The sequence below is a fragment of the Aliiroseovarius sp. B-4 genome, from assembly GCF_056857795.1.
In genome coordinates this window covers 61107-82534 of the sequence record NZ_JBSXNV010000024.1, presented here as the reverse complement: position 1 = coordinate 82534, position 21428 = coordinate 61107, and the positions used below count along the sequence as shown (strand labels likewise).

Sequence of the window (21428 nt, the reverse complement as noted above, 5' to 3'; positions counted from 1 at the left end):
CTCCCATCGTAACATGTCTTCTCTTCAGTTAACCCGGACAGGGGCGGACCTGTCCAATTCAAAGGGTTTTTGCCCCGATAGAGAAATTTTGCCATGGGGCGGGAGTGGTCGGTTCGCACAGCCCCGGTCAGGCGCTGAAACGGGTCAGCCTGAAGGGCGCGGGATCAACCAGCGTGCCCGCGCCGGTTGCCAGTTCGGCCGCCAGTTGCCCGGCCCCCGGACCAAGCCCGAAACCGTGGCCCGAAAAACCCGTGGCGATGACCAGTCCCGGCAATCCGGGCGCATGGTCGATGATGGGAACCCCGTCCGGGGTCGCGTCGATGATCGCCCCCCAGCTTTCGGCGATTTGCACGTTCTGCAAGGCCGGGAACACCTTCCCCACGTCGCGCAATGCCGCCTGCACCGACCGGTCTTGCGGCGCGGGGTCAAGCACGCGACAGCGTTCAAACGGCGTTTCCCGGTCATTCGACCAGCATCGCGGGGTGCGCAGCCCGTCGATCAGGCTTTGATCCAGCGTGAAGCCAAGCTCGTGCCTGTTATGCCAGATACCGGGCAGGAACTGCGGGATCTGGCGTGCAGCATCCAGTGTGATCTGCACCCGTGCACGTCCGCGTTGCGAAATCGTATAGCCGCCATCCATACGGGGGCGTATGCCAAACGCCCCGTTCCCCAGCGCATGTTCAGGGCCACCGGCCAAGGGCGCGGTGCGCAACACCGATGCCCGCACGCGGGTTTGCGGGATGTCGATGCCAAGATTGCCCAGAAACAGCCGTGACCACGCCCCCGCCGCCACGATCACCGCCTCGCAGCCGATCACGCCCCGCTCGGTGATCACCGATGATACGCGCCCGCCTTTGGTTTCCACACCCCGCACCGCGCACCCGGTCAGGACCGCACCGCCAGCCGCCTGCACCGCCCGCGCGATTGCAGGCGCCGCCAACGCCGGTTCGGCACGCCCGTCATCGAAGGCCATCAACCCTTCGGTGTCGCGCAGTCGCGATCCCGGAAAGCGCCCGGCCAGACCGGCGCGGTCCAGTCGAACGGTCTGCAACCCGAACCGGGTGGCATCGGCTTCGACCGTGGACAGCCATGTCTTTTCGCGATCACTTCGCGCGGCATAGACGATGCCCGAGCGCCGAAAGCCGACATCTTTGCCAACCCGCGCCGAAAGCCCGTCCCACAGGCGCAGGCTTTCGATGCCAAGGGGGTATTCGCTGACCGCACGGCCCATCCGCCGGACCCAGCCCCAGTTGCGGCTGGATTGTTCGCCCGCGATGCGCCCCTTTTCGATGACCGCCACACGCAGCCCCTGTTCCACCGCCCAAAGCGCGGCCGAGCATCCGATGATGCCGCCACCGATAACCACAAGGTCGACCGTATCGGGCAAACGCGGATCGCCCGCGACGGTGTCGACAAAGGGCCGCGTCATAATCCCGGCTCATACCGCCAGTTCACGACCAGTTCCGAAACGCTGGCGCTGTTTGGCAGGGTCACGATCTCGGCCACCAATCGGCCAAGATCCTCGGGCTGGGTGATCTCCTCGCGCGGCAGGTCATGGCGCAGGGTCATGTCCGTCGCGACGAAGCTGGGACAGATCGCGCAGGCGCGAACGCCCGCGTCCCACCCGGCACGGCGGGCGGCATGGGACAGCGCGACCGCTGCATGTTTGGTCATCTGATAACCCGCATTCAGCCCCAGAACCCGCTTGCCCGACAAGGACGCAAGCACGATCACCCGCCCCTGCCCCGCCCTGCACAGATGCGGCAGCGCGGCCCGTGTCAGGCGAAACGGCGCCTTGATGTTGATCGCCAGCAGCCGGTCCAGCGTGGCCTCCGTGTCCTCATCGTTGATCTGCTGATCCGGCATCAGTTCCAACGGCTCACTAATCCCGGCATTGTTCACCAGAACGTCGATACGACGGAACCGCGTCGCGACCGCGTCGACAAACACCCGCGCCGCCGCGGGGTCTTCTGCGTTATAGGGAACGACCAGCGGGTCCAGCGCTGCGATCTCGTCCGGCAATTTGTCGGGCTGCCGCACGCCCAGGGCCAACCGATACCCTCGCACGGCCAGCGACGTGGCAATGGCGGCCCCGATCCCACGGTTGCCGCCGGTGATCATGGCGACGGGCCGGTTCATGCCACACCTTCACGGTCAGGCTTGATGCAGGCGGCTTTCCACCCCTCGCCAATCTTGCGAAAATCCGGCACCTCAAGGGCGCAGGCATCTTCCGCCACCGGGCACCGGGTGCGAAACGGGCAACCGGATGGCGGGTTCGCGGGGCTTGGCAACTCGCCCGGCAGAATGTGATGCGCGCCGTCATCTGCCTTCGGATGCAGGCTGGGGGTCGAGGTCAGAAGCGCGCGGGTATAGGGATGCGCGGGCCGCGCAAAAACCTGATCCGCCGGCCCTTCTTCCACGATCCGGCCCAGATACATCACGACGATCTGGGTGCACAGATGGCGCACCACGTGCAGGTCATGGCTGATGAACAGCATGGCCAGGTTCAGGTCCTGCCGCAAATCGGCCAGCAGGTTCACCACCTGCGCCTGAATGGACACGTCAAGCGCGGATACCGGCTCGTCCGCCACGATAAAATCCGGTCGTGTCGACAGTGCGCGGGCGACCGCGATCCGCTGACGTTGCCCGCCCGAAAACTCGTGCGGTCTGCGGTCGACGGCGCTGCGCGGCAATCCGACCAGATCGAGCAACCGGTGCAATTCGGCCCCCACGGCAGCGGTTGGCGCCAGCTTGTGAATGCGCAATCCGTCTGCAATCTGCGCCCCGATGCTGCGCCGCGGATCAAGCGATCCGAACGGGTCCTGAAACACCATCTGCATCCGGCGCGACAACTGCCGGCGTTCAGCCGCGCTGAGTGTCGACAAATCCCGCCCGTCAAAGCGCGCTTTGCCCAGCGTCGGGCGATCAAGCCCCATCATCATGCGACCCAGCGTGGATTTTCCACACCCGGATTCACCCACGACACCAACGGTTTCTCCTGCGGCGATGGACAGGGTCACGTCGCGCACGGCCCAAACGTCACGCGCACGCCCCAGCAACCCATGTCGCATGGGGAAGTTTCGCCCAAGCCCATCGGCTTCGACCAGCGGCGCGTTGGTGACTGAACCGGTATCAAGCATCAGCAGACCTCCTGCCAGCGAATACAACGTGTCAACCTATCTGGCCCAGACGTTTCCATGGCTGGGGCCTGCGATGTGCAAACCGCAGTCGCGAAATCGCAGCGCGGCGCGAACCGGCAACCCGTGGGCATATCGTGCGGCGGCGGAACTGTTCCGCGAATGGCCTGCAACCGCTCGGCCCCGCCTTCGGGCACCGACGCGATCAATGCGGCGGTATAGGGATGGCACGGGTTCGAAAAGACCTGATCGACTGGGCCGGTCTCGACGACCTCGCCGGCATACATCACCACCACCCGATCCGCGATCTCGGCCACCACCGCCAGATCATGGGTCACGAAGATCAGCCCCATATCAGGCGTGTCGTCTTTCAGCTTGCGAAACAGGTCGAGGATCTGGGCCTGAATGGTGGGATCAAGCGCCGTGGTCGGTTCGTCCGCGATCAAAAGGCGTGCGTTGTTTGCCACCGCCAGCGCGATCATCGCCCGCTGCCGCTGCCCGCCGGACAGCTCGTGCGGATAGGCCCGCCGCCGCCGTTCGGGATCGGGAATGCCCACATGGCGCAACAACTCGACCACGCGGGTGTCGTTGGCCGAGGCATCGGTCGATCCCTGCGCGCGCAAGGCTTCGGCCAGCTGGTCGCCAATGCGATAGACCGGGTTCAGGGCGGCGATGGCATCCTGAAACACCATCGACAGTTCCGGGCCGCGCAGGGGGCGAAAGGCGGTTTCGTCCAGCTTGGCCAGGTCGATGACCGCGCCCGACCTTGTGCGGAACAACATCTCGCCCCGCGCCACTTTCAACGGATCGGGCAACAGCCCCATCGTCGCAAGGCTGGTCAGCGTCTTGCCCGACCCGCTTTCCCCGACCAAAGCGACGGTTTCGCCGGGCATCACGGTCAGCGTTGCCTGCCGCACCAACTCCAGCGGCTGCTCGGCACCGACGGTGATGGCCAGGTCACGAACCTCCAAAAGCGGGCCGTCATCGGTGGTCGTCAGCGGCTCGGGCGCCTCGGTGCGCGCCGGGCGGCGCAGCCAAAGCGCACCCCCCTTGGTCACGTGACGCGGGTCGAGTGCCGCCTGCAAGCGGTCACACAAAAGATTGAAGGTCAGGATCGTACCCGCCAGCGCCAGCGACGGCCAGACCAGCAACAGCGGCGCCACTTCCATCGCACCGCGCGCAGCCCGGATCATCAGGCCCCAGGACGGGGTGGGCGGGACCACACCCAGACCAAGAAAGCTCAGCCCGCTTTCGATCACCATGGCCGAGGCGACAACCAGCGACATCTGCACCAGAAGTGGCGGCAGCACGTTGGGCAGGATCGTCCGCCACAGGATCGTCAGCGGATGCGCACCCATCGAATGCTGGGCCGTCACGAAATCAAGCCCCCGCACCTGCAAGGTCGACGCATAAACCACCCGCGCATAGTTGGGCGTATAAAGCAGGGTCAGGGCAAGGATCAGCGGCCATGTCCCGGCGCCCAGAATTGTCACCACCAGAAGCGCCAGCAGTAGGGGTGGAAGGCACAGCAGAATCTCGGCGGCGCGGACGGTGAAGATCTCGACCACGCCGCGGAAATACCCGCCCAGAAGACCCAAAACCGTGCCGATCACCGCGGCAGAAAGGGCAGACCCGATGGCGATGAACAACGACGCCCGCCCGCCCCAGATCAGCCGCGCCAGCACATCCCGGCCAAAATCGTCCTGCCCCAGCCAATGCTTGGCGGTTGGTCCCTCGAACCGGTTCGGAATATCCATCGCCCGCACATCGTGCAGCGGCAGGATCGGGGCCAGGATCAGCACCGAAACGATCAAGAGCACAATCCCGCCCGGCAGCAGAAGTTTATGCGACGCGGCACTCATTTCGACACCAGCGAGATACGCGGGTCAAGCCAGGCGTTCACCACATCAACCACAAGGTTCAGAAACACGAACAGGACTGAAATCGTCATCACGATGCCTACCACTTCGGGATAATCGCGCGCGTCCACCGCGGCGACCAGATAGCCTGACAGGCCCGGCCAGTTGAACACGAATTCGACCAACACGGTGCCGCCGATCAGCGTGCCCATCTCAAGGCCCAGGATCGTCAGAACCGGGATCAGCGCGTTGCGCACCACGTGACAGCGCAGGATCGCGGTGCGGGTCAGACCTTTCGCGCGCGCCGTGCGCACGTGGTCACGTTCCAGCACCTCAAGCACCGAGGCGCGGGTCATCCGGGTGATCACCGCCCAAAGGCTCAGCGCGACCGTGCAGGCGGGCAAGAGCAGCAGTTTCAGATGTTGCGCCGGGTCTTCGGAAAACGGCACGAACCCCCCCGCTGGCAACCATTGCAAATGCTGGGCGAAAATCAGGATGGCAATCGAGCCGACCACGAAAACAGGGGTCGACAGCGCGACCGAGGACAGGAAGGACACGAAACTGTCCGCCCAGCCGCCGGTTCGGATCGCCGCCCAGGTGCCCAGCGGAACCCCGAAGGCGCTGGCGATCAGGGCAGCGGCGGCGATAACCTCAAGCGTGCGGGGCAGACGTTGCACGATCTGCCCCATCACGGGCGTGCCGTCGCGAAACGACGCGCCCAGATCGCCCGACAGCACGCCGGACAGATGGTCGAGATATTGTTGCCACAGCGGGGCATTCAGCCCCATCTTTTCACGCAGCGCGGCCACCGCCTGCGGGTCCGCCGCCACGCTGCCCTGACTCAGCAGAAGCTCGGCGGGATCGCCGGGGATCAGGTGCAGCAACAGAAAGACCAGCGTCACGACCGTCCAGACCAGGAAGATCGCGACGAGGCTGCGATATGCGATATATCTCAACATGGGTGCCGGATCAGCCGATCATGGTTTCTTCCAGCATGATGCCGGAATAGAAGGTCAGCTGACCGGGAAGGTTGGCAAACCCGGACACGTTTGACTGCATACCATAACCTTGCGCGCGCCATGCAAGACCGACCAGCGGCACGGTTTCCACGGCCACCTTCTCCAGCTCCTTGTAGATCGCCTTGCGTTCTTCGGTATCGAACGTGGCGCGTCCGCGTGCGAACAACTCGCTGATTTCGGGCGTCTTCATCTCGAAACTGCGTACGAAGCTGCCCGGCAGGTCGCCATCCAGCACATTGACAAGACCGTCGGGGTCGTTGTTGTCCGCCGTGGTGCCCATCACTGCCAGATCATACTGGCCTTCATTGCCTTTCTTGACCCGACTTGACCATTCCGGCAGGTCAAGCTGCACATTGATGCCCACCATCGACAGATAGGCCTGGCACACCTCGGCGGTGGACTGGTGCATCCCGTATTGCGCCGTCGACAGCATCACGCAGTCGAACCCGTCGGGATATCCCGCCTCGGCCAGAAGGGCCTTGGATTTCGCGGGATCATAGTTCCAGGCGTTTGCAAATTCCGGATTGAAGAACTCGGACGCATCGGCAATCGGCAAATGTTCCAGCGCGCCGCCCCGGTCATAAAATGCTGCGGCAACGATGTCTTCGCGCTTGATGGCATGGGCCACCGCCTGCCGCACTTTCGGATTGTCAAAGGGCGCCCGGCTGCCGTTGAAGGTCAGATACATGAACGGACCGTCCACCACGTCAAGCTTCAGGGCATCGTTGTTTTCAACCTGCTCCATCGCCTGCCACGGCACGTATTCCGCCAGATCGACATCGCCGGCCTCCAGCGCGGCAACCCGCAGGTTTTCATCGGCATAGACGATCGCCTCGACCCCCGCGAGCTTTGGCAGACCTTCCTTGTAATAGCCGTCGAACGCCTTCAGGCTGACCGACACGCCGCGTTCGATATTGTCCAGCATGAAGGGACCGGCCCCGATCTGGGTGTCTTTCGCCTCGCCCGTTTTCAGGATCGGCATGTGGTAATGCGCAAACCATCCCGGCAGGATCGCCAGCGGTTCTTCGGTAAAGATACGAACCGTTCGGTCATCGGGGGTTTCAACTTTCGTGATCAGCGCCAACTGCCCCTGACGGTAAGCAGCACTGTCCGGCTTGGCAACTTCTTCAATCGTCCACGCCACATCCGCGGCGGTGACGGGGGTTCCGTCATGCCATTTCGCTTCGCGCAGGTGGAAGGTCCAGACGCCCGCGTCGTCGACCTCCCAGCTTTCGGCCAGTTCGCCGCGCAACGTGCCCGTAGCATCATAGCTTAACAGGCCGCGGTGCATCATCAGCTTGATCGTGCCCGCCGCCGTCCCGGTCGAGGTCCACGCCTCGAAGCTGGGCGGGAAGGCGGACAGGGCAAAGCGCAATGTCGCACCGTCCTGTGCCATCAACGCCCTGGGGCCAAGAAAGGTCAGCCCCCCGGCGACACCCATGGTGGTAGAGATAAAGCTACGGCGATTCATTTTCGTCGTCATATCGTGACTCCTTGTTGGTATGTGACGGACTCTTGTCGGCCCTTGCGTTACGGTTTCTGCTGTCTATTCGGCGACAAGCCGGTCTTCATCGGGCACGCCGTATCCCCCACCGCCGGGGGTGATGACTTCCAGCCATTCACCGGCTTTCAGCATGCCTTGCCCCCGTTCAAATGCCTGTGTCCCGGGCGATGTCCTGAACCCGCCATGGCCGCCAGGTCCACCCCCCAGCAGCCCCCAAGACCGCGACAGGTTTCGGGAAATATCAACGCGCACCGTGCAATCCTCGGTCGCGCGATAGACCCGCCGCAATCCCATGCCGCCGCGAAATTTTCCTTCGCCTGCGGACCCGTCGACCAGTTCATAGCGTTCCAGAACCAGCGGGTATTCGACCTCCAGCGCCTCGACCGGCAGGTTCGACGTGTTGGTCGCATGCACATGCACCCCATCCAACCCGTCCGCATTCGGACGGGCGCCCCCACCGCCGCCGATGGTTTCCAGATAGACCCAATAGGTTCCGGCATCCGGCCCGCTTTGCCGCGTGCCGGAGAACAGCGCGACCGTGCAGGTCGAATTGGTGCTGGCCGACACCCGGTCGGGCGCGGCTTGTGCCAAGGCCCCAAGGATCAGGTCCGCCACACGCTGGCAGGTCTGCACCCGCCCGTTCACCGCCGCCGGATGTCGGCAGTTCAGGATCGACCCCTCGGGCGCGTTAACCGTGATCGGACGCGCCAGCCCGGCATTGGGCAGCACCGTCGGGTCCACCACGGACTTGATGATGTAATAAACCGTCGCCAACAGGGCGGTGCGGGTCATGTTGATGCCTGCGCGCACCTGATCGGGGGCTTCGAAATCCAGCGTGATCGCGTCGCCGTCGATCCGCACCGTCACCGCGAAGGGGATCGGGTCATCGAAATCCAGATTGTCGAACACATCCTCGAACCGCCATTCGCCATCGGGCAGCGCCGCGATCCCGGCGCGCATCTTGCGTTCCGCGTAATCCATCAGCGCCCGGCCCGACGCCTGCACCGTGCCAACGCCATAGCGGGCGCACAGCTCCTGGAACCGCCGGACGCCGACGCGGTTCGCCGCCATTTGCGCCCTAAGATCAGACAGCCGTTCGCGCGGCACCTGACAGTTCAGCAGGATCAGGTCCTGCACGTCCTTTTGCAACTCGCCCGCCCGATACAGGCGGATCGGCGGAATGCGCAGCCCTTCCTGATAGATATGCGCATGCGCGCGATCCACGAAATCGGAATGATGCGCCAGGTTCACCGTCCAGGCGACCAGTTCACCCTCAACGAAAATCGGCTCGGCCAGCACGATATCGGGCAAGTGGGTGCCGCCGCCCAGATAGGCGTCGTTGCCGACGAACACGTCGCCCGCACGAATGCCCGCCTCGTCGTGATGTTCCAGAACCGTCGGGATGAAATCAAGGAAACTGCCCAGATGCACCGGAATATGCTCGGCCTGACACAGGGTGCGGCCTTCACAATCGAACAGCGCGGTGGAACAGTCGCGCCGTTCCTTGATGTTGGTCGAATAGGACGCACGCACCAGCGCTTCGCCGGTTTCCTCGACGATCGAGGAGAGCGCCGCGCCAATCACCTCGACCGTGATCGGGTCCAGCGCCGTCATGGATGTGTCAGTCGGTCCGGTCATCACGAAAGCTCCAGAACAAGGTTGCCAGTCTCGTCAACACGGGCCGCCACACCCGGTGGCACCAGCGTCGTGGTGTCCATCTGCTCGACAATCGCCGGACCGTCGAAGCGCATGCCGGGCAACAGTCGATCGCGCAGATACAGCGCGGTTTCGGTAAAACTGCCGGTTTCGGGATACCAGGTTTGCCGCGATCCAATGATCGCCGGAGCTGCGTCGGATGGCCCAAGCGCCCGTTTCGGCAGGTCTGCCTTCTGGACCAACCCGATGGCTTCGGCCCGGAAGGTCACGCAGAAGATCCGTTCGTCCTCAACGGCAAAGCCGTAAAGCCGCGTGTGCGCCTCGGTGAAGCGGGCGCGAAGGGTGTCCAGCGTGGCCTGCGTCACCGGGCCGTCGGGCAGCGCAATCGATAATTCGTAATTCTGCCCCTCGTATCGCATATCAACGCGGCGAAGGGTCTGACGGCGATCAGGGGCAATCGCTTCACTGTCAAACCAGCCCTCAGCCTGCGCCGTGACCTGATCCGCCGCGGCGGCGATGCCGTCCAGCGTGTCATGCTCCAAGGGCAACAGCCGCGTGACCGGAAATTCGGCGCGCAGATCGGTCATCAGAAGCCCCATGGCGCACAGGGTGCCCGGCGCGGGCGGGATGATGACGCGCGGCATGCCCAGCTCCTGCGCCAGACGCACCGCATGTAACGGCCCGGCCCCGCCAAAAGCCATCAGCGCATAACGGCGCGGATCGTGCCCCCGCTGCACCGAAATCACCCGGATCGCCTTGGCCATGTTGGCCGTCACGACCGAGATGATGCCCTGCGCGGTTTCCATCGCATCCATGCCAAGCTGCTCGGCCATACGATCAATCGCCTGCAGCGCCAGATCGCGCCGGATCTCCATCCGGCCGCCCAGAAGATGGGTGGGGTTCAACCCCTGCAAGACGACATTGGCATCCGTCACCGTCGCCGCGTCACCGCCGCGCCCATAGCAGACCGGACCGGGATCGGCCCCGGCGCTTTCTGGTCCGACCTTCAGAAGCCCGCCACTGTCAATCCGCGCAATCGACCCGCCACCCGCGCCGACCGTGTGGATATCCAGCATCGGCGCCTTGATCGGATAGCCATGCACGCTGGCCTCGTTGGTGCGGGTCATCTGGCCCCCGGCCATCAACGCCACATCGGACGAGGTGCCGCCCATATCGAAGGTGATGATGTCCGCCTCACCGGCCGCAGCGCCGATGACCTGGGCGGCGACAACACCGGTCGACGGGCCGGACAAGACGGCGCGCACGGGCGTTTCCGCCGCGGCGTCGAACCGCACGACACCGCCATTCGATTGCGTCAGGTGGGGTGGAACCGTCAGACCCAGGTTTTCGAACCGGGGGGTCAGGCGGCGAATATACCGCTTCATGATCGGCCCGAGATAGGCGTTCACCGTGGTGGTCGACAACCGTTCGAACTCGCGGAACTCGGGGGCGATCTCGTGGCTCGTGCACAAAAAGACGTCGGGAAGCTCTTCTTCCAGAATGGCCCGCGCCTGTTGTTCGTGGGCAGGATTGACGAAGGAATAAAGGAAACAGATCGCCACCGCCTCGACCCCGTTGTCGCCCATCGCACGGGCGGCTTCGCGCACCGCATCCGTATCCAGCGCGGTTTCCACCGTGCCGTCATGCAGCAGACGCTCGGCCACCTCGAACCGCAGATCGCGGGGCACAAGGGTTTGCGGCTTGTCCGCGAAAATATCGTAAAGGTCGGGGCGTTTCTGGCGCCCGATTTCCAGCAGGTCGCGAAACCCCAAGGTGGTCAAAAGCCCTACTTTCGACCCGCGATGTGTGATCAGCGCGTTGGTGGCAACCGTGGTGCCATGGCCCAGATAATCAATTGCGCTGGCCGGATCACCATCGGGACTGGCATATTCGCGCATCCCCTCTTCGACCCCCCTGGCAATACCACGCGAGGGGTCATCGGGGGTCGAGGACACTTTCCAGACCGACATCTGGCCTGCCACCTCGTCGAACATGCAGACATCGGTGAATGTTCCACCGGAATCCACGCCGACCCGCCACCGTGCCTTGCCGCCTGCGTTCAAGATGCCATCCTTCATCGGCAAATATCCCATCGATCCCATTGTCCAAGTGATACGCATCGGGAATAGACGTTGTTGCTGAACCCCGAAGCGAACACTGATTCTCGGCAGTTCAATCGGACACCCACAGATGGCAAATCGTCCAATCTAAAACTTTTTTAAATACCAAGAATTTTTCTATCATTGCCAAATTGCAGCAAAGGTGAGCAGGTTTAGTGAATGTTATCAATCAGATAAGAGAGCCGATTGGCTGATCTAGGCGATCGCTGCGCGCGTGTTCTCTTCACATTTGGGCATAGCCTCTGGCGCTGTTGAAGCAACAAATTTGGACCGCGCGGTGTCAATCAGAGCTTTTCGAGGCATCGTACAGCAGGCCAGGAACGTCTGGGTTGCAGAGGCATAAGAGGCCGCGTTTGAAGCATCCATCCGCCGGACACCCTGGCGATCTCAAAAACTCGCCCGTCCAAGTTAGCAGAGAGATCTTCAATCTGCAGATCGACAGTGGCACTCTGCTCCACGACGTGCGCCTGGCCCTCCAGTTCGGGGTCGATGCGATCCTTTGCCATCTCTACGCCTGATGGAGCCGGAAGTATCGCGCCCGGTAGATGGCGAACCAAGTTGAGATCGACCAGCCGATCAAAGAGTCGCCACCCGGCGCGGTCCGGTAAGGGCAAGGTCGACGGCACGGCCGTGTCACGAGTCAGGAGCATCTCGACCGCGGACCCCTCCCCTTCGCCCGGGGGTTCGGTGTGACCGGTCTGAAAATCACTGCCCGGCATGCGAGGTCGATAGAGAGGCGCACGCCCTCGACCACCGATGAGACGAACGCTCGATGACAGGCGAGCCGTAGGTCTTCGCCTCACTTACGCAGGTTGGCACGTTTCAGGCCAGCCGTCAGCAGCGGCAGGAGGCGATCCCAACCAAGCTCCTGTGTCAGGGCCACGTCAGCGACGATCGGTGTCGGGATCTCCATACGCGCTGCATCGATCAACACCGCATCAAGCACGTGGCGGGTTGGCTCGACTCGAGGTCAACAGGGCTCGGCCCCGAGCTTTGACCGACACAGGCCTCTGCCATACATTGCACCGAGCGGTGACAGGCAAGGTCTGAGGCACGTCGTCCTGGCGAAACACAAGATGCAGATGCTGAGCGCCGCACCTGACTTAAAGGCCACAGTTTCAAGGGTTTCTGTGCGCATGGAGGTGACCCCAGATAGCAACTGAGGTAGGTTGCGTAGGTCGCTCGAGATGCTGGCCGGTTGATTTGTCGCGCCTCAACTCACATCTCCCACGGCGCTTTTTATCTAATCCAATGACAACAAGCGCCGCATACTGCAGAACGCAGTTATGTCCAATAAGCTTGCCTTATCGGACGTAAAAGAATAGGCTTCAGAAATGGCGCACAGTCTCATAAATAGCGGTACCAAATCAGCCTCCGAGGCTGAGATATCGAGCTCCGTGCCCCATGAAGCGCCGCAGGGTGACGAGCGCGACGAGAGAGGGTCTGCAAGTGGCGATGGGGTCGCCCTGCCCTCCCATCTAGCGGGCTCCGGCACGCTCGATCGCCTGGTCGACACAGCCCGCGACTATGCGAAGGCGTCGACGGCCGAGAACACCAACAAGGCCTATGCCGCCGACTGGAAACACTTCGGCCGCTGGTGCCGATTGAAAGGGACAGATCCCCTGCCCCCGTCGACCGAAATCATCGGGCTTTATCTGACCGACCTGGCCGCACCAACAGGTGGGGCCTCTTCGCAGTCGGCGTCCCGACCTCTGTCGGTCTCGACGATCGAGCGTCGCCTGTCGGGCCTCGCCTGGAACTATGCGCAGCGGGGCTTCGTCCTCGATCGCAAGAACCGCCACATCGCGACGGTGCTGGCCGGGATCAAGCGAAAGCACGCGCGCCCGCCTGTGCAGAAAGCGGCAATCCTGGCCGAGGACATCCTCGCGATGGTGGCCACTCTGCCCTTCGATCTCCGCGGTCTCCGGGACAGAGCGATCCTGCTCATCGGCTACGCCGGCGGGCTCCGGCGCTCCGAGATCGTCAGCCTTGACGTCCACAAGGACGACACCCCGGACAGCGGTGGCTGGATCGAGATCCTCGACGAAGGCGCCGCGCTGACGCTCAACGCCAAGACCGGCTGGCGTGAGGTCGAGATCGGCCGAGGGTCCAGCGACCAGACCTGCCCGGTCCGTGCGCTGGAACAATGGCTGCTCTTTGCAAAGATCGACCTCGGCCCCGTCTTCACCCGCACCTCCCGGGACGGCAAGACCGCCCTGCCCCACCGCCTCTCGGACAAACATGTCGCCCGCCTGATCAAGAAAACCGTCCTCGATGGCGGGCTACGCCCCGACCTGCCCGAAAAGGACCGGATCGCGCTGTTCTCCGGGCACAGCCTGCGCGCCGGATTGGCCAGCAGTGCGGAAGTCGACGAACGCTACGTGCAGAAGCAGCTTGGTCACGCCTCGGCCGAGATGACCCGCCGCTACCAGCGCCGACGCGACCGGTTCCGGGTGAACCTGACCAAGGCCGCGGGTCTCTGACCGGCTGCCTCATCATGCCGGCTGATGGATCGATAGACTCTGGAGATTGCGATGCAATAAGAGCCCTCGGCTCAGCACTTCCGAAAAATTGCATCAGCTGAGGTTGTCTGCGGATAGGCCCGCTCAGACCCGCCCCACCTCCGCCGACTTCCTGACTTGGGTTCATAAGAGCTTCTACGACGAGATGCCCGACGAGTTTCGGGTGGTCAAACGCGCGGATGGAGCGCAGGAGCCTAGCGTTCCGGGTCGTATGCGTCAGGCAGAAGACCCAGGAGTCGCGGTCGGCCGCCACCTGCCCCCTCATCCTCGCAGGTTGCGGCCTTCGTGGAAGATTTCGACAAATGGTTTCAGGTAGCGGCACGGTCTTCCAGCGGAAAGATAAATGCGATTACGTCTGCACATCATCGGTTAAACTACATCCACCCCTTCCCTGATGGCACTGGTCGCGTTGATGTCGCACACCATGGCGCTTGCCGCGAGAATCATTGGCTAGGGGCTCTGGCCGTGTGAGGAGAAAGTTCACAGCTGTGAACCTTGCAACCAGGGAGAAACCTCAGGACGGTTCACAACTGTGAACTCCTCAAGCCGCATCCCGTCGCATCAGCGCCATGACCATCGGCCCACAAGAGAACTCCCCGATAGCCGCTTTGGCCGACAAAGATCTCAAATACCCACCCGGTGATCGGATTTCCCCGAACCGTTCAAGCATCGCAACAACGACGACAGACGCTTCCTCGGGACCCATGTAGCGTTTCGCCTCATCCCAAGCGGACGGTGAGATTCCCATCATGGGCCTGACAATATCAGCGACCCTGACCAAGTCGTGCCAATGGCGCACGGGCTGTTCAGTATATGATTTGAATTCCTGGCAAGATGCGAGAACAAGTCCAAGCGGAATGTTCGGCATGAGTTGGTCTTCCGGTTCTCCCGGCGAATTACTTTCATCCTCAAGACGATTTACACCTACTCCAACGTCTGCATGTTCAAGCGCCTCGCCCCGCGCTTTTTCTAAGCGAGGTTCAAGATCATATAGGTCTTTATTTGAATTCTGATAGTGTTGCTCAGAAACGGCATCATTGGTGCTCATATTCTCTGCAATATTGCCCTCAAGAAGGTCACGCGCCTGATCTAAGGCAGCGCCCAAGGCCTCTTCGATCCGCTTGAGATCGGCCATCTCAAGCTTTCTGCGGAGGTCTCGGGCTGTGAGAGCGGCAAGATCGGAGAATTGATCCCAGAGGCCCAGCTCCGGACGAAGTGAGCGCCCGTACTCGGCCAGCCCTGCGAGGTCACGCCGCATGAGGCTCACAGTGGCACGTAGGCGCTTGTACCGCTCCTCGGCTGCCCGGACGGTCTCAGCGGCCTCACAAACCTCCTGGAAGCGTCGAACGAGCGGAGAGAGGTCGAACCCAAACGCAACCTTTTCGTCGCCGTAGCGGCGGGCATAGCGCTTCCCATTGGGGCTATCGCGCCGGACAACAAAGCCAGTCTGCACAAGGTTGGAGAGATGGCGCCGCATCGTGGAGCAGGGCATGCCGTTCAGGCGCTCGCAAATTGCCTTGTTGGACGGATGTACAATCAATTCGCTGTCATTGCCTCCGAGAATTGTCGCTTGGTGAAAGCTGACCAGCGCCTGAAGCACCGTCAAATCCCGGTCGGACAAGCCGAACGCGACTCGAGCGGCAGCGAGCTCCCTCAGGACCTCCCACTTGTTGGCGCCGGCTGGGGGCAGGTCTTCCTGGGTCGCTGCCTGATGTTTCAGGATGGCAGCATCTATCGTTCGCCGGAACGGCGTTACGGGCGTGTATTCCATTTTGTCATTCACAAAGACAAAAATCTCCGGCCCGCGAATCACTTTGGACTTGCGGAAAACGGCTCCAGACACTAGCTTGAAGGTGCTAGAAACAAGTTAGGGTCTCGTGGAGCGGTCGCTTTGCGGGGCCTTTTCTTTTGCCTGTTTGTGCCTCCTTTGTTGGTTTCTGCTCTTCCTCAGTCTTCCGAACGCTGTTGCCAGCGCTCGTGAAGCTCTTCAATCAGGTCATGCACTTCAGCCTCGATCCAGTCGGCGAAGGCTCCGCTTGCCAGTTCGATCGATACGCCCTTGGCGGTGCGTTTCACGCTTCCGCCTCGCTTGCCGCCGATCTTCAGCGGGACGCTGGAGGACGGGGCAGGGGAGGGGACCTTTGCAGGTTTGACTGCCTTCGCTACGGTCTTGGCGACCGCTTCGAACGCCTGGACAGATGGATCGTCCGCGGATACGGAATCATCCACAACTGTGGAATCGACACCCTTTCCACGCGCCTCCTCTGCAATCTGACTGAGGCGCTCGCGATCGAGGCCGTTCTCGTCGATAGCGCGGCCCAGTGCGTCCCAGCGAGGCCGACCGATGCCGTGGGCCGGCCCGATGGCGCGAACTAAATCAGAGCCGACGATGTCTACGATGGCGATGGCCATGGAGACCGCAGATTTCGTGACGGTCAAGATTTCGGCAACCTGTGATTGTGTTCCGAAGCCGGATGCCACGAGATCCTTGGCGAAAAGCGCCTTCTCAATGTAGGACAGATCACGTCGACCCATATTCTCGGAAATCTGCGCACGCAAAGCGCTGTCGTCATCCAGGTTGGTGACTAACGCGCGAACCTTGGTAACCTTATCGGACTGACGGATCGCCTCCAGCCTGCGTCGCCCATAGACCAAAAGGTAGCGATCATCTTCACCCGGCGCACGTCGCACGAGGATCGGAACAGTCTGACCGTTCGCCTCAATCGCATCGCGCAAATCCAGTACATCGGCCGGGTCAAGCCGGTCCGCCATACGCCCGTCTTCGATGCTCGCCGGGTCCAGTTCCCAAACATGATGGGAATCGACCGCGTCGCGGGCGGACCGAAGGGCGCGATTCGAGGTCATCATCGGTGTCACAGCACCTGTCTGAGGGGCAGGGGAGGGGGCCCCAGCTGCCGCGAGACTGTCCAGCATTGACATGCGCTTCTTCTTGCCACTGGTCATGTGCGCCCCCAGGTTTTCTGGATTAGGTCGGCGATCTCGTCATTCAGCGTATTCAGGCTCTCAATCGCGCGATCATAGGTGGAACGCGTGAACGCGCTGCGTTCCACTTCATAAAGTGTCTGCTTGGTCAGGCCCGCATCTGAGATGGCTGTGGACTTCAACATGGGCGAATTCAGCACGGCTTCGCCGTACATTGTTCGCAGGAAAGCCACGATGCGGTTCTGCGGCGCATCCTGCGGCTCGTAGCGGGTCAAAACATAGCGCATCCAGTCGTGAGACATGTCAGCGCCGCTCTCGGCGATCACGTCCATGAGGTCGGCTGTCATGCGGAGGAATTGCGACATGGACATCACATCGAGCATCTCTGGATGGATGGTCACCAGAACGCCCGTGGCCGCGGACAGGGCGGACATGGTCAGAAAGCCAAGCTGCGGAGGGCAATCTATGACGACCACGTCGTAGTCCTCATCGACCTGGGCCAGCGCCTCCTTCACGCGGAAGAAGAAAAGTCCGGCATTGCCCTGCGCCAGCGCGCGCGGGGTGTCGTGCTCGAACTCCATCAGTTCGAGGTTGCCGGGGATCAAGTCCAAATTGGGGATATAGGTCTTGCGGATGACCGACCGGATCGGCTCCGGGTCCTCATAGCGGATCGCATCGTAGAGAGTGCCGCCATCTTCGAGGTCCAATTCCGGCTGAACGCCGTGCAGCGCGGTGAAGGAAGCTTGTGGGTCAAGATCAATGCCCAGCACACGATATCCGCGCAGGGCAAGCCGTTGGGCGAGATGGGCAGAGGTTGTTGTTTTTCCGGACCCGCCCTTGAAATTCATCACGCCGATGACCTGAAGATGATCACCTTCTCGTCGTCCGGGAACGTAATCGCCCGGCTTGCGAGCGGTTTTTTCAAGGAGTACACGCAGCGCCTGGATATCCTGCGCCGAGTAAAGACGACGGTTGCCGGCGGTAAGCTCGGGTGAAGGCCCTTTGCCATCCAAGTTGAGTTTGCGAAGATAGGAATCGTTTACGCCGAGCAGCGCCGCAGCCTCACCAGAGGTGAATTTGCGCATGGTCTTCTCGGCATCGGGTGGAAACAGGCTCTCACGTTGCGAATGCAACTGGTTCGCCAGCCATTCCGAATGCTGGCGGATCACCGCGTTGAGATCCTCATGCACGAAGGTCCTGTTCATCTGCCCTCTCGTTTCCGAGACACTGCGTCTTTGGCGTGTTCACGGAAATTGACGTTTTTTGCCTCGTTTCCGTGACTATTGGCGCAAGAGCCGGATTCGCGCAAGGATTTTCCACATCTAGTGGGCGAACTCCGCTGAAACACAAGCCCATTTGGCTCCCCACAGAGTGGACGCGGCGAACTCCAAGATGAGCCACCGATGCAGACGGCCGTCCTTGCTCCACATTCCGGGCTGGTCAATGTCGCCTTCGCTGGCGTATGGGAGGACCAAATTGGACGCATTGTCCTTGCCTGTCGATCGTTTTGGATATACATTCTACGCTGTATATCCACTCCTGGGGAGAGCAAGATGCAAGTTGCCAAATGGGGGAATTCCCTGGCGGTCCGGCTGCCCGCGGATCTTGTGCGCGAACTCGGCCTGAAAGAGGGCGACCGGATCGACCTGGTAAAGGACGATGGGACTGTGCTTGTCCGGCGCCAGCCTCGAGCAGATGAAGTCCTGCGAGGACTGCGGCGCTTCCGGGGCAAACTGCCCAAAGACGCGCGCCTGAGCCGCGACGCCGCACATGAGCGCTGAGTTCGCAGACACGAATGTCATTCTCTACTTGCTTGACGACAGTCCCAAGGCGGACCGTGCCGAGGAAATCCTGGGGCAAGGGCCTCGGATCAGTGTCCAGGTCCTGAACGAGGCGCTTGTCAATTGTCGTAGGAAGACGGGGCTCAGCTGGGAGGACACCGGAGATTTTCTCGCCGGCATCCAGTCCTTGTGCGCGGTCGAGGACCTGACGGTCCAAACCCATCAGGTGGGCCGCGCCTTGGCGGAAAAGTACCAGCTCTCGGTTTATGACGCGATGATCGTGTCTGCCGCACTGATCGCGGGGTGCACGACATTGTGGAGCGAGGACATGCACGACGGACTGCTGGTGGAAGATCAGTTGCGCGTCGTCAATCCATTCTCCTGACACGTCGTGGCTGGGCTGTCTTCCAACAGTCCAAGTCGCTCGGCGCGTTCCAGCAGCATCCTCACGGAAGAAGGCTGCCAGCGTGCGCGTCCCCGCGGGGTGCGCTCGCGCATGGATTCCAGCCGGTCGCAGATCGCCTGCAGCGTGATGTCGGGATCTGCCCCTTTAATGGCAGCGATGATCGCGGGCAGGCGGTCATCGGTGTCGCGGCGCCCGGCGCGGCCCAGCACCTCGGCGGGCAGAAACCCGTCGCGCACATAGGCTTTCACGGCGCGCAGCAGGCGGCCTTGGGTCCAGCGCCGGTCATGGGGCAGGGGGCCATTGATGATCCGCAGCACGTCTTCCCAGGTGTCGCGTAGCCCTTAATTGGGTTCTGCCTCAATTTGTGTGGCGCAACTATCCTGAGCCTGTTACATTCAGGAGGGATAGTCGTGATTTCAAAAAAGCACTGGTCGCCCGGGAGCGACGTTTCGGTTCAAGGCGTTAAGCGACGTGATTCCGGCGGGTGGCTTGTATCCGGTGTTTTGGCACCGAGAGGCATCTGCCCAGATTGTGGTTTGCATTCTCGGCGTCGTCACGGGTGGCGGCAAAGGCGACTGCAGGATTTACCCGCACATGGCGCCAAGGTAACAATCGCACTCTGGGTCTGCAGGTGGCGATGTCCCGCTTCCACGTGCCCGCGGCGGACGTTTTCAGACTACACCTCGTCAATTGCGCGCCCATTTGCACGTCGAACTTCGCGTGCTGATGACATTGTCGGTCATCTGGGGCACGCCACGGGTGGACGGCCTGCCGAGCGGCTCTTGCGCCGTTTAGGCGTCGGTGTCAGCAATGACACGGTGCTGCGGCACCTCAAGCAGTGTGCGGAAAGCGCCGCCCCGCCGCCAACGGTCATTGGCATCGACGATTGGAGCTGGCGCAAGTCGCAGACTTACGGAACCATCATCGTCGATCTCGAGCGGCAGACCGTAATTGATATCCTTCCGGATCGGAGCGTTGAAAGCTGTGCGAGCTGGCTGCGGCAGCACCCTGAGATTGAAGTCATCAGTCGGGATCGTTGTGGCGCATATGCGAAGGCCGCACGTCAGGGTGCACCACAAGCCCTGCAGGTCGCAGACCGTTTCCATCTCGTCCAGAACCTGCGCCAGGCCATTGAAGAGCAGATGAATATGCATGGCCGCGCCACCGGGCGGGCGCTATTGTCAGATGCCGAAAACATCAGCACGGCCAATCATCTGCTGCGATCGCGTCTTGCTCATCGGAAATCACGTGAGGAGATTTTCCGAAACATCCATGCGCTTCGTGATCAAGGGCTGTCTTGTAGCGAAATTGGACGGCGGACCGGCTTCCCGCGTCGTAGTGTGGCGAAGTGGTTGAACTCCGACTCGCCACCAGACCGCCGCCGAGCTGCATTGAAGCCCACGTCGCCGTGGTACTTTGAGGGCTCACTGGCCGATCTCTGGAAACAGGGTATCCGGTCCGGCCAGGAATTATTGATCGAAATTCAACGCCATGGCTATGAGGGCAGCTTGTCTCATTTGCAACGTCTGCTGGCCGGATGGCGAAGGGATGAACAAACCGCTCTAGCAGGCCCGACCGACACGCCGCTGCCCTTGGCGCCTGTGCGGGACCCGCAAACCGGCCACGCCATTTCGCCGGTTGTCGCAGCGGCGCTCTGTATCAAGCCGCGACGCAAATTGACCGCAGACCAGGCCCAAAAGGTAGATGCATTGAAGGCCGGATCGCCAAGCTTTGCCACGATGCGGAGCCTTGCCATGCGGTTTCAGGGCATTTTGCGCGGCGACCAGTCCGCCCCGCTAGACGCATGGATCGATCTGGCCATTGAGACTGGCATCCCACCAATCATGCGCTTTGCCCGCACGCTGCACCGCGATATCGAGGCCGTGCGCAATGCCATCGAACTTCCGTGGAGCAACGGTCAAGCTGAGGGCCAAATCAATCGCCTGAAGACCCTCAAACGCGCAATGTACGGTCGCGCCGGACCAGAACTCCTCAGAGCCCGAATGCTTCCGCTGCGCCACACAGATTGAGGCAGAACCGATTTAAGGGCAACGCGACACCTGAATAACGCGCTGAATTCGGCACGCAGCCTGAAGATGGCTTTGCCAGCGACCGCGCAGGCGCAGGAGCTTTTCAACGCCTGCGCCGGGCTTGGCCATGGCGAGTTGGACCACTCCGCCCTTGTCCGGGCCATCGAATCGCTGGCCGGTCACAAAATCGGGGCTTGAAGACCACACAACGGATAAAGATGGCAGGCTTACCCGACATGTCCGCGCGAATGGTACTGCGGCAATTGATGGATGCAGCCATTTCTGCAGCGAATTCTGCGGATGTGCTTGCGGATCATCTGCCGGAAAGACCGAAGGCTAGGCGTCTCAAAGCGAGCCGCTTGACCACCAAGTTTTGCCCACTCCCGCCAAGGCGCGCTGCGCCCCAGGAAAAGGCCTGACACTTGGACGCGTTAGATCGTATTATGCCTGC

The 21428-nt window shown here is 61.9% G+C and carries 19 protein-coding genes and 1 pseudogene; 6 read left to right on the top strand and 14 right to left on the bottom strand.

From position 1 onward, the window contains the following. Positions 1-127: 127 nt before the first annotated feature. The 10 genes from AC13C8_RS01710 to AC13C8_RS01665 all read right to left on the bottom strand — a co-directional run bounded on the left by AC13C8_RS01710 (position 128) and on the right by AC13C8_RS01665 (position 12241). Positions 128-1429 carry an NAD(P)/FAD-dependent oxidoreductase gene (locus tag AC13C8_RS01710; protein ID WP_482846211.1) on the bottom strand — a complete coding sequence of 434 codons (1302 nt, stop codon included), beginning with the start codon at positions 1427-1429 and terminating at the stop codon, positions 128-130. Next, positions 1426-2139 carry an SDR family NAD(P)-dependent oxidoreductase gene (locus AC13C8_RS01705; protein WP_482846210.1) on the bottom strand — a complete coding sequence of 238 codons (714 nt, stop codon included), beginning with the start codon at positions 2137-2139 and terminating at the stop codon, positions 1426-1428. Before AC13C8_RS01705 ends, AC13C8_RS01710 begins: the two co-directional genes overlap by 4 nt. Then, positions 2136-3140: an ABC transporter ATP-binding protein gene (locus AC13C8_RS01700; protein WP_482846209.1), complete on the bottom strand. Its 1005-nt coding sequence runs from the start codon at positions 3138-3140 to the stop codon at positions 2136-2138. Before AC13C8_RS01700 ends, AC13C8_RS01705 begins: the two co-directional genes overlap by 4 nt. Next, entirely contained in the window at positions 3140-4999 is a 1860-nt protein-coding gene (locus AC13C8_RS01695) for a dipeptide/oligopeptide/nickel ABC transporter permease/ATP-binding protein (protein WP_482846208.1), read from the bottom strand. Before AC13C8_RS01695 ends, AC13C8_RS01700 begins: the two co-directional genes overlap by 1 nt. Next, a complete protein-coding gene (locus tag AC13C8_RS01690; protein ID WP_482846207.1) occupies positions 4996-5955 on the bottom strand; it encodes an ABC transporter permease in 960 nt (319 codons plus the stop codon). Before AC13C8_RS01690 ends, AC13C8_RS01695 begins: the two co-directional genes overlap by 4 nt. A gap of 10 nt (positions 5956-5965) precedes the next feature. After that, on the bottom strand, positions 5966-7498 hold the full coding sequence (locus AC13C8_RS01685) for an ABC transporter substrate-binding protein (RefSeq protein ID WP_482846206.1): 1533 nt from the start codon (positions 7496-7498) through the stop codon (positions 5966-5968). A gap of 63 nt (positions 7499-7561) precedes the next feature. Next, positions 7562-9157 carry a hydantoinase B/oxoprolinase family protein gene (locus AC13C8_RS01680; protein ID WP_482846205.1) on the bottom strand — a complete coding sequence of 532 codons (1596 nt, stop codon included), beginning with the start codon at positions 9155-9157 and terminating at the stop codon, positions 7562-7564. Then, on the bottom strand, positions 9157-11253 hold the full coding sequence (locus AC13C8_RS01675) for a hydantoinase/oxoprolinase family protein (RefSeq protein WP_482846204.1): 2097 nt from the start codon (positions 11251-11253) through the stop codon (positions 9157-9159). Before AC13C8_RS01675 ends, AC13C8_RS01680 begins: the two co-directional genes overlap by 1 nt. Positions 11254-11579: 326 nt before the next feature. Then, entirely contained in the window at positions 11580-11945 is a 366-nt protein-coding gene (locus AC13C8_RS01670) for a hypothetical protein (protein WP_482846224.1), read from the bottom strand. Positions 11946-12094: 149 nt separating this feature from the next. Continuing rightward, positions 12095-12241: a hypothetical protein gene (locus AC13C8_RS01665; RefSeq protein WP_482846203.1), complete on the bottom strand. Its 147-nt coding sequence runs from the start codon at positions 12239-12241 to the stop codon at positions 12095-12097. 388 nt (positions 12242-12629) lie between these two features. Between AC13C8_RS01665 and AC13C8_RS01660 the strand changes: the two genes are divergently transcribed. Continuing rightward, positions 12630-13778 (top strand): tyrosine-type recombinase/integrase, encoded by a 1149-nt coding sequence (locus AC13C8_RS01660; RefSeq protein ID WP_482846202.1) that lies wholly within the window; start codon positions 12630-12632, stop codon positions 13776-13778. Between the two features lie 324 nt (positions 13779-14102). Continuing rightward, the gene (locus tag AC13C8_RS01655) at positions 14103-14288 is read left to right on the top strand and encodes a Fic family protein (RefSeq protein ID WP_482846201.1); all 186 of its coding nucleotides are present in this window, start codon (positions 14103-14105) and stop codon (positions 14286-14288) included. Positions 14289-14358: 70 nt separating this feature from the next. On the opposite strand, the gene repC is transcribed toward AC13C8_RS01655, so the two are convergent. The 3 genes from repC to repA form a co-directional block, all read right to left on the bottom strand. Further along, a complete protein-coding gene (gene repC / locus AC13C8_RS01650) occupies positions 14359-15588 on the bottom strand; it encodes a plasmid replication protein RepC (RefSeq protein WP_482846200.1) in 1230 nt (409 codons plus the stop codon). A 176-nt stretch (positions 15589-15764) separates the two neighbouring features. Then, positions 15765-16781 (bottom strand): plasmid partitioning protein RepB, encoded by a 1017-nt coding sequence (gene repB, locus AC13C8_RS01645; protein ID WP_482846199.1) that lies wholly within the window; start codon positions 16779-16781, stop codon positions 15765-15767. Further along, positions 16778-17965, bottom strand: coding sequence for a plasmid partitioning protein RepA (gene repA, locus AC13C8_RS01640; RefSeq protein ID WP_482846198.1), 1188 nt, complete (start codon positions 17963-17965; stop codon positions 16778-16780). Before repA ends, repB begins: the two co-directional genes overlap by 4 nt. Before the next feature lie 348 nt (positions 17966-18313). Between repA and AC13C8_RS01635 the strand changes: the two genes are divergently transcribed. After that, positions 18314-18541: an AbrB/MazE/SpoVT family DNA-binding domain-containing protein gene (locus tag AC13C8_RS01635; protein ID WP_482846197.1), complete on the top strand. Its 228-nt coding sequence runs from the start codon at positions 18314-18316 to the stop codon at positions 18539-18541. After that, on the top strand, positions 18531-18926 hold the full coding sequence (locus tag AC13C8_RS01630) for a PIN domain-containing protein (protein WP_482846196.1): 396 nt from the start codon (positions 18531-18533) through the stop codon (positions 18924-18926). Before AC13C8_RS01635 ends, AC13C8_RS01630 begins: the two co-directional genes overlap by 11 nt. Here the strand turns inward: AC13C8_RS01630 and AC13C8_RS01625 are convergent. Beyond that, positions 18896-19273, bottom strand: a pseudogene (locus AC13C8_RS01625) (hypothetical protein); the annotation flags it as partial. The gene AC13C8_RS01630 and the pseudogene AC13C8_RS01625 sit on opposite strands and share 31 nt — an antisense overlap. An 84-nt stretch (positions 19274-19357) precedes the next feature. On the opposite strand from AC13C8_RS01625, the gene AC13C8_RS01620 reads away from it, so the two are divergent. After that, on the top strand, positions 19358-20977 hold the full coding sequence (locus tag AC13C8_RS01620; protein ID WP_482846195.1) for an ISL3 family transposase: 1620 nt from the start codon (positions 19358-19360) through the stop codon (positions 20975-20977). A 30-nt stretch (positions 20978-21007) separates the two neighbouring features. Then, positions 21008-21175: an NAD-binding protein gene (locus AC13C8_RS01615; RefSeq protein ID WP_482846223.1), complete on the top strand. Its 168-nt coding sequence runs from the start codon at positions 21008-21010 to the stop codon at positions 21173-21175. Positions 21176-21428 lie beyond the last annotated feature (253 nt).

Coding starts and splice junctions, on each gene's coding strand:
- AC13C8_RS01710 (WP_482846211.1), bottom strand. CDS start 1,429: ATGACGCGGCCCTTTGTCGACACCGTCGCGGGCGATCCGCGTTTGCCC.
- AC13C8_RS01705 (WP_482846210.1), bottom strand. CDS start 2,139: ATGAACCGGCCCGTCGCCATGATCACCGGCGGCAACCGTGGGATCGGG.
- AC13C8_RS01700 (WP_482846209.1), bottom strand. CDS start 3,140: ATGCTTGATACCGGTTCAGTCACCAACGCGCCGCTGGTCGAAGCCGAT.
- AC13C8_RS01695 (WP_482846208.1), bottom strand. CDS start 4,999: ATGAGTGCCGCGTCGCATAAACTTCTGCTGCCGGGCGGGATTGTGCTC.
- AC13C8_RS01690 (WP_482846207.1), bottom strand. CDS start 5,955: ATGTTGAGATATATCGCATATCGCAGCCTCGTCGCGATCTTCCTGGTC.
- AC13C8_RS01685 (WP_482846206.1), bottom strand. CDS start 7,498: ATGACGACGAAAATGAATCGCCGTAGCTTTATCTCTACCACCATGGGT.
- AC13C8_RS01680 (WP_482846205.1), bottom strand. CDS start 9,157: ATGACCGGACCGACTGACACATCCATGACGGCGCTGGACCCGATCACG.
- AC13C8_RS01675 (WP_482846204.1), bottom strand. CDS start 11,253: ATGAAGGATGGCATCTTGAACGCAGGCGGCAAGGCACGGTGGCGGGTC.
- AC13C8_RS01670 (WP_482846224.1), bottom strand. CDS start 11,945: ATGCTCCTGACTCGTGACACGGCCGTGCCGTCGACCTTGCCCTTACCG.
- AC13C8_RS01660 (WP_482846202.1), top strand. CDS start 12,630: ATGGCGCACAGTCTCATAAATAGCGGTACCAAATCAGCCTCCGAGGCT.
- repC (WP_482846200.1), bottom strand. CDS start 15,588: ATGGAATACACGCCCGTAACGCCGTTCCGGCGAACGATAGATGCTGCC.
- repB (WP_482846199.1), bottom strand. CDS start 16,781: ATGACCAGTGGCAAGAAGAAGCGCATGTCAATGCTGGACAGTCTCGCG.
- repA (WP_482846198.1), bottom strand. CDS start 17,965: ATGAACAGGACCTTCGTGCATGAGGATCTCAACGCGGTGATCCGCCAG.
- AC13C8_RS01635 (WP_482846197.1), top strand. CDS start 18,314: ATGCAAGTTGCCAAATGGGGGAATTCCCTGGCGGTCCGGCTGCCCGCG.
- AC13C8_RS01630 (WP_482846196.1), top strand. CDS start 18,531: ATGAGCGCTGAGTTCGCAGACACGAATGTCATTCTCTACTTGCTTGAC.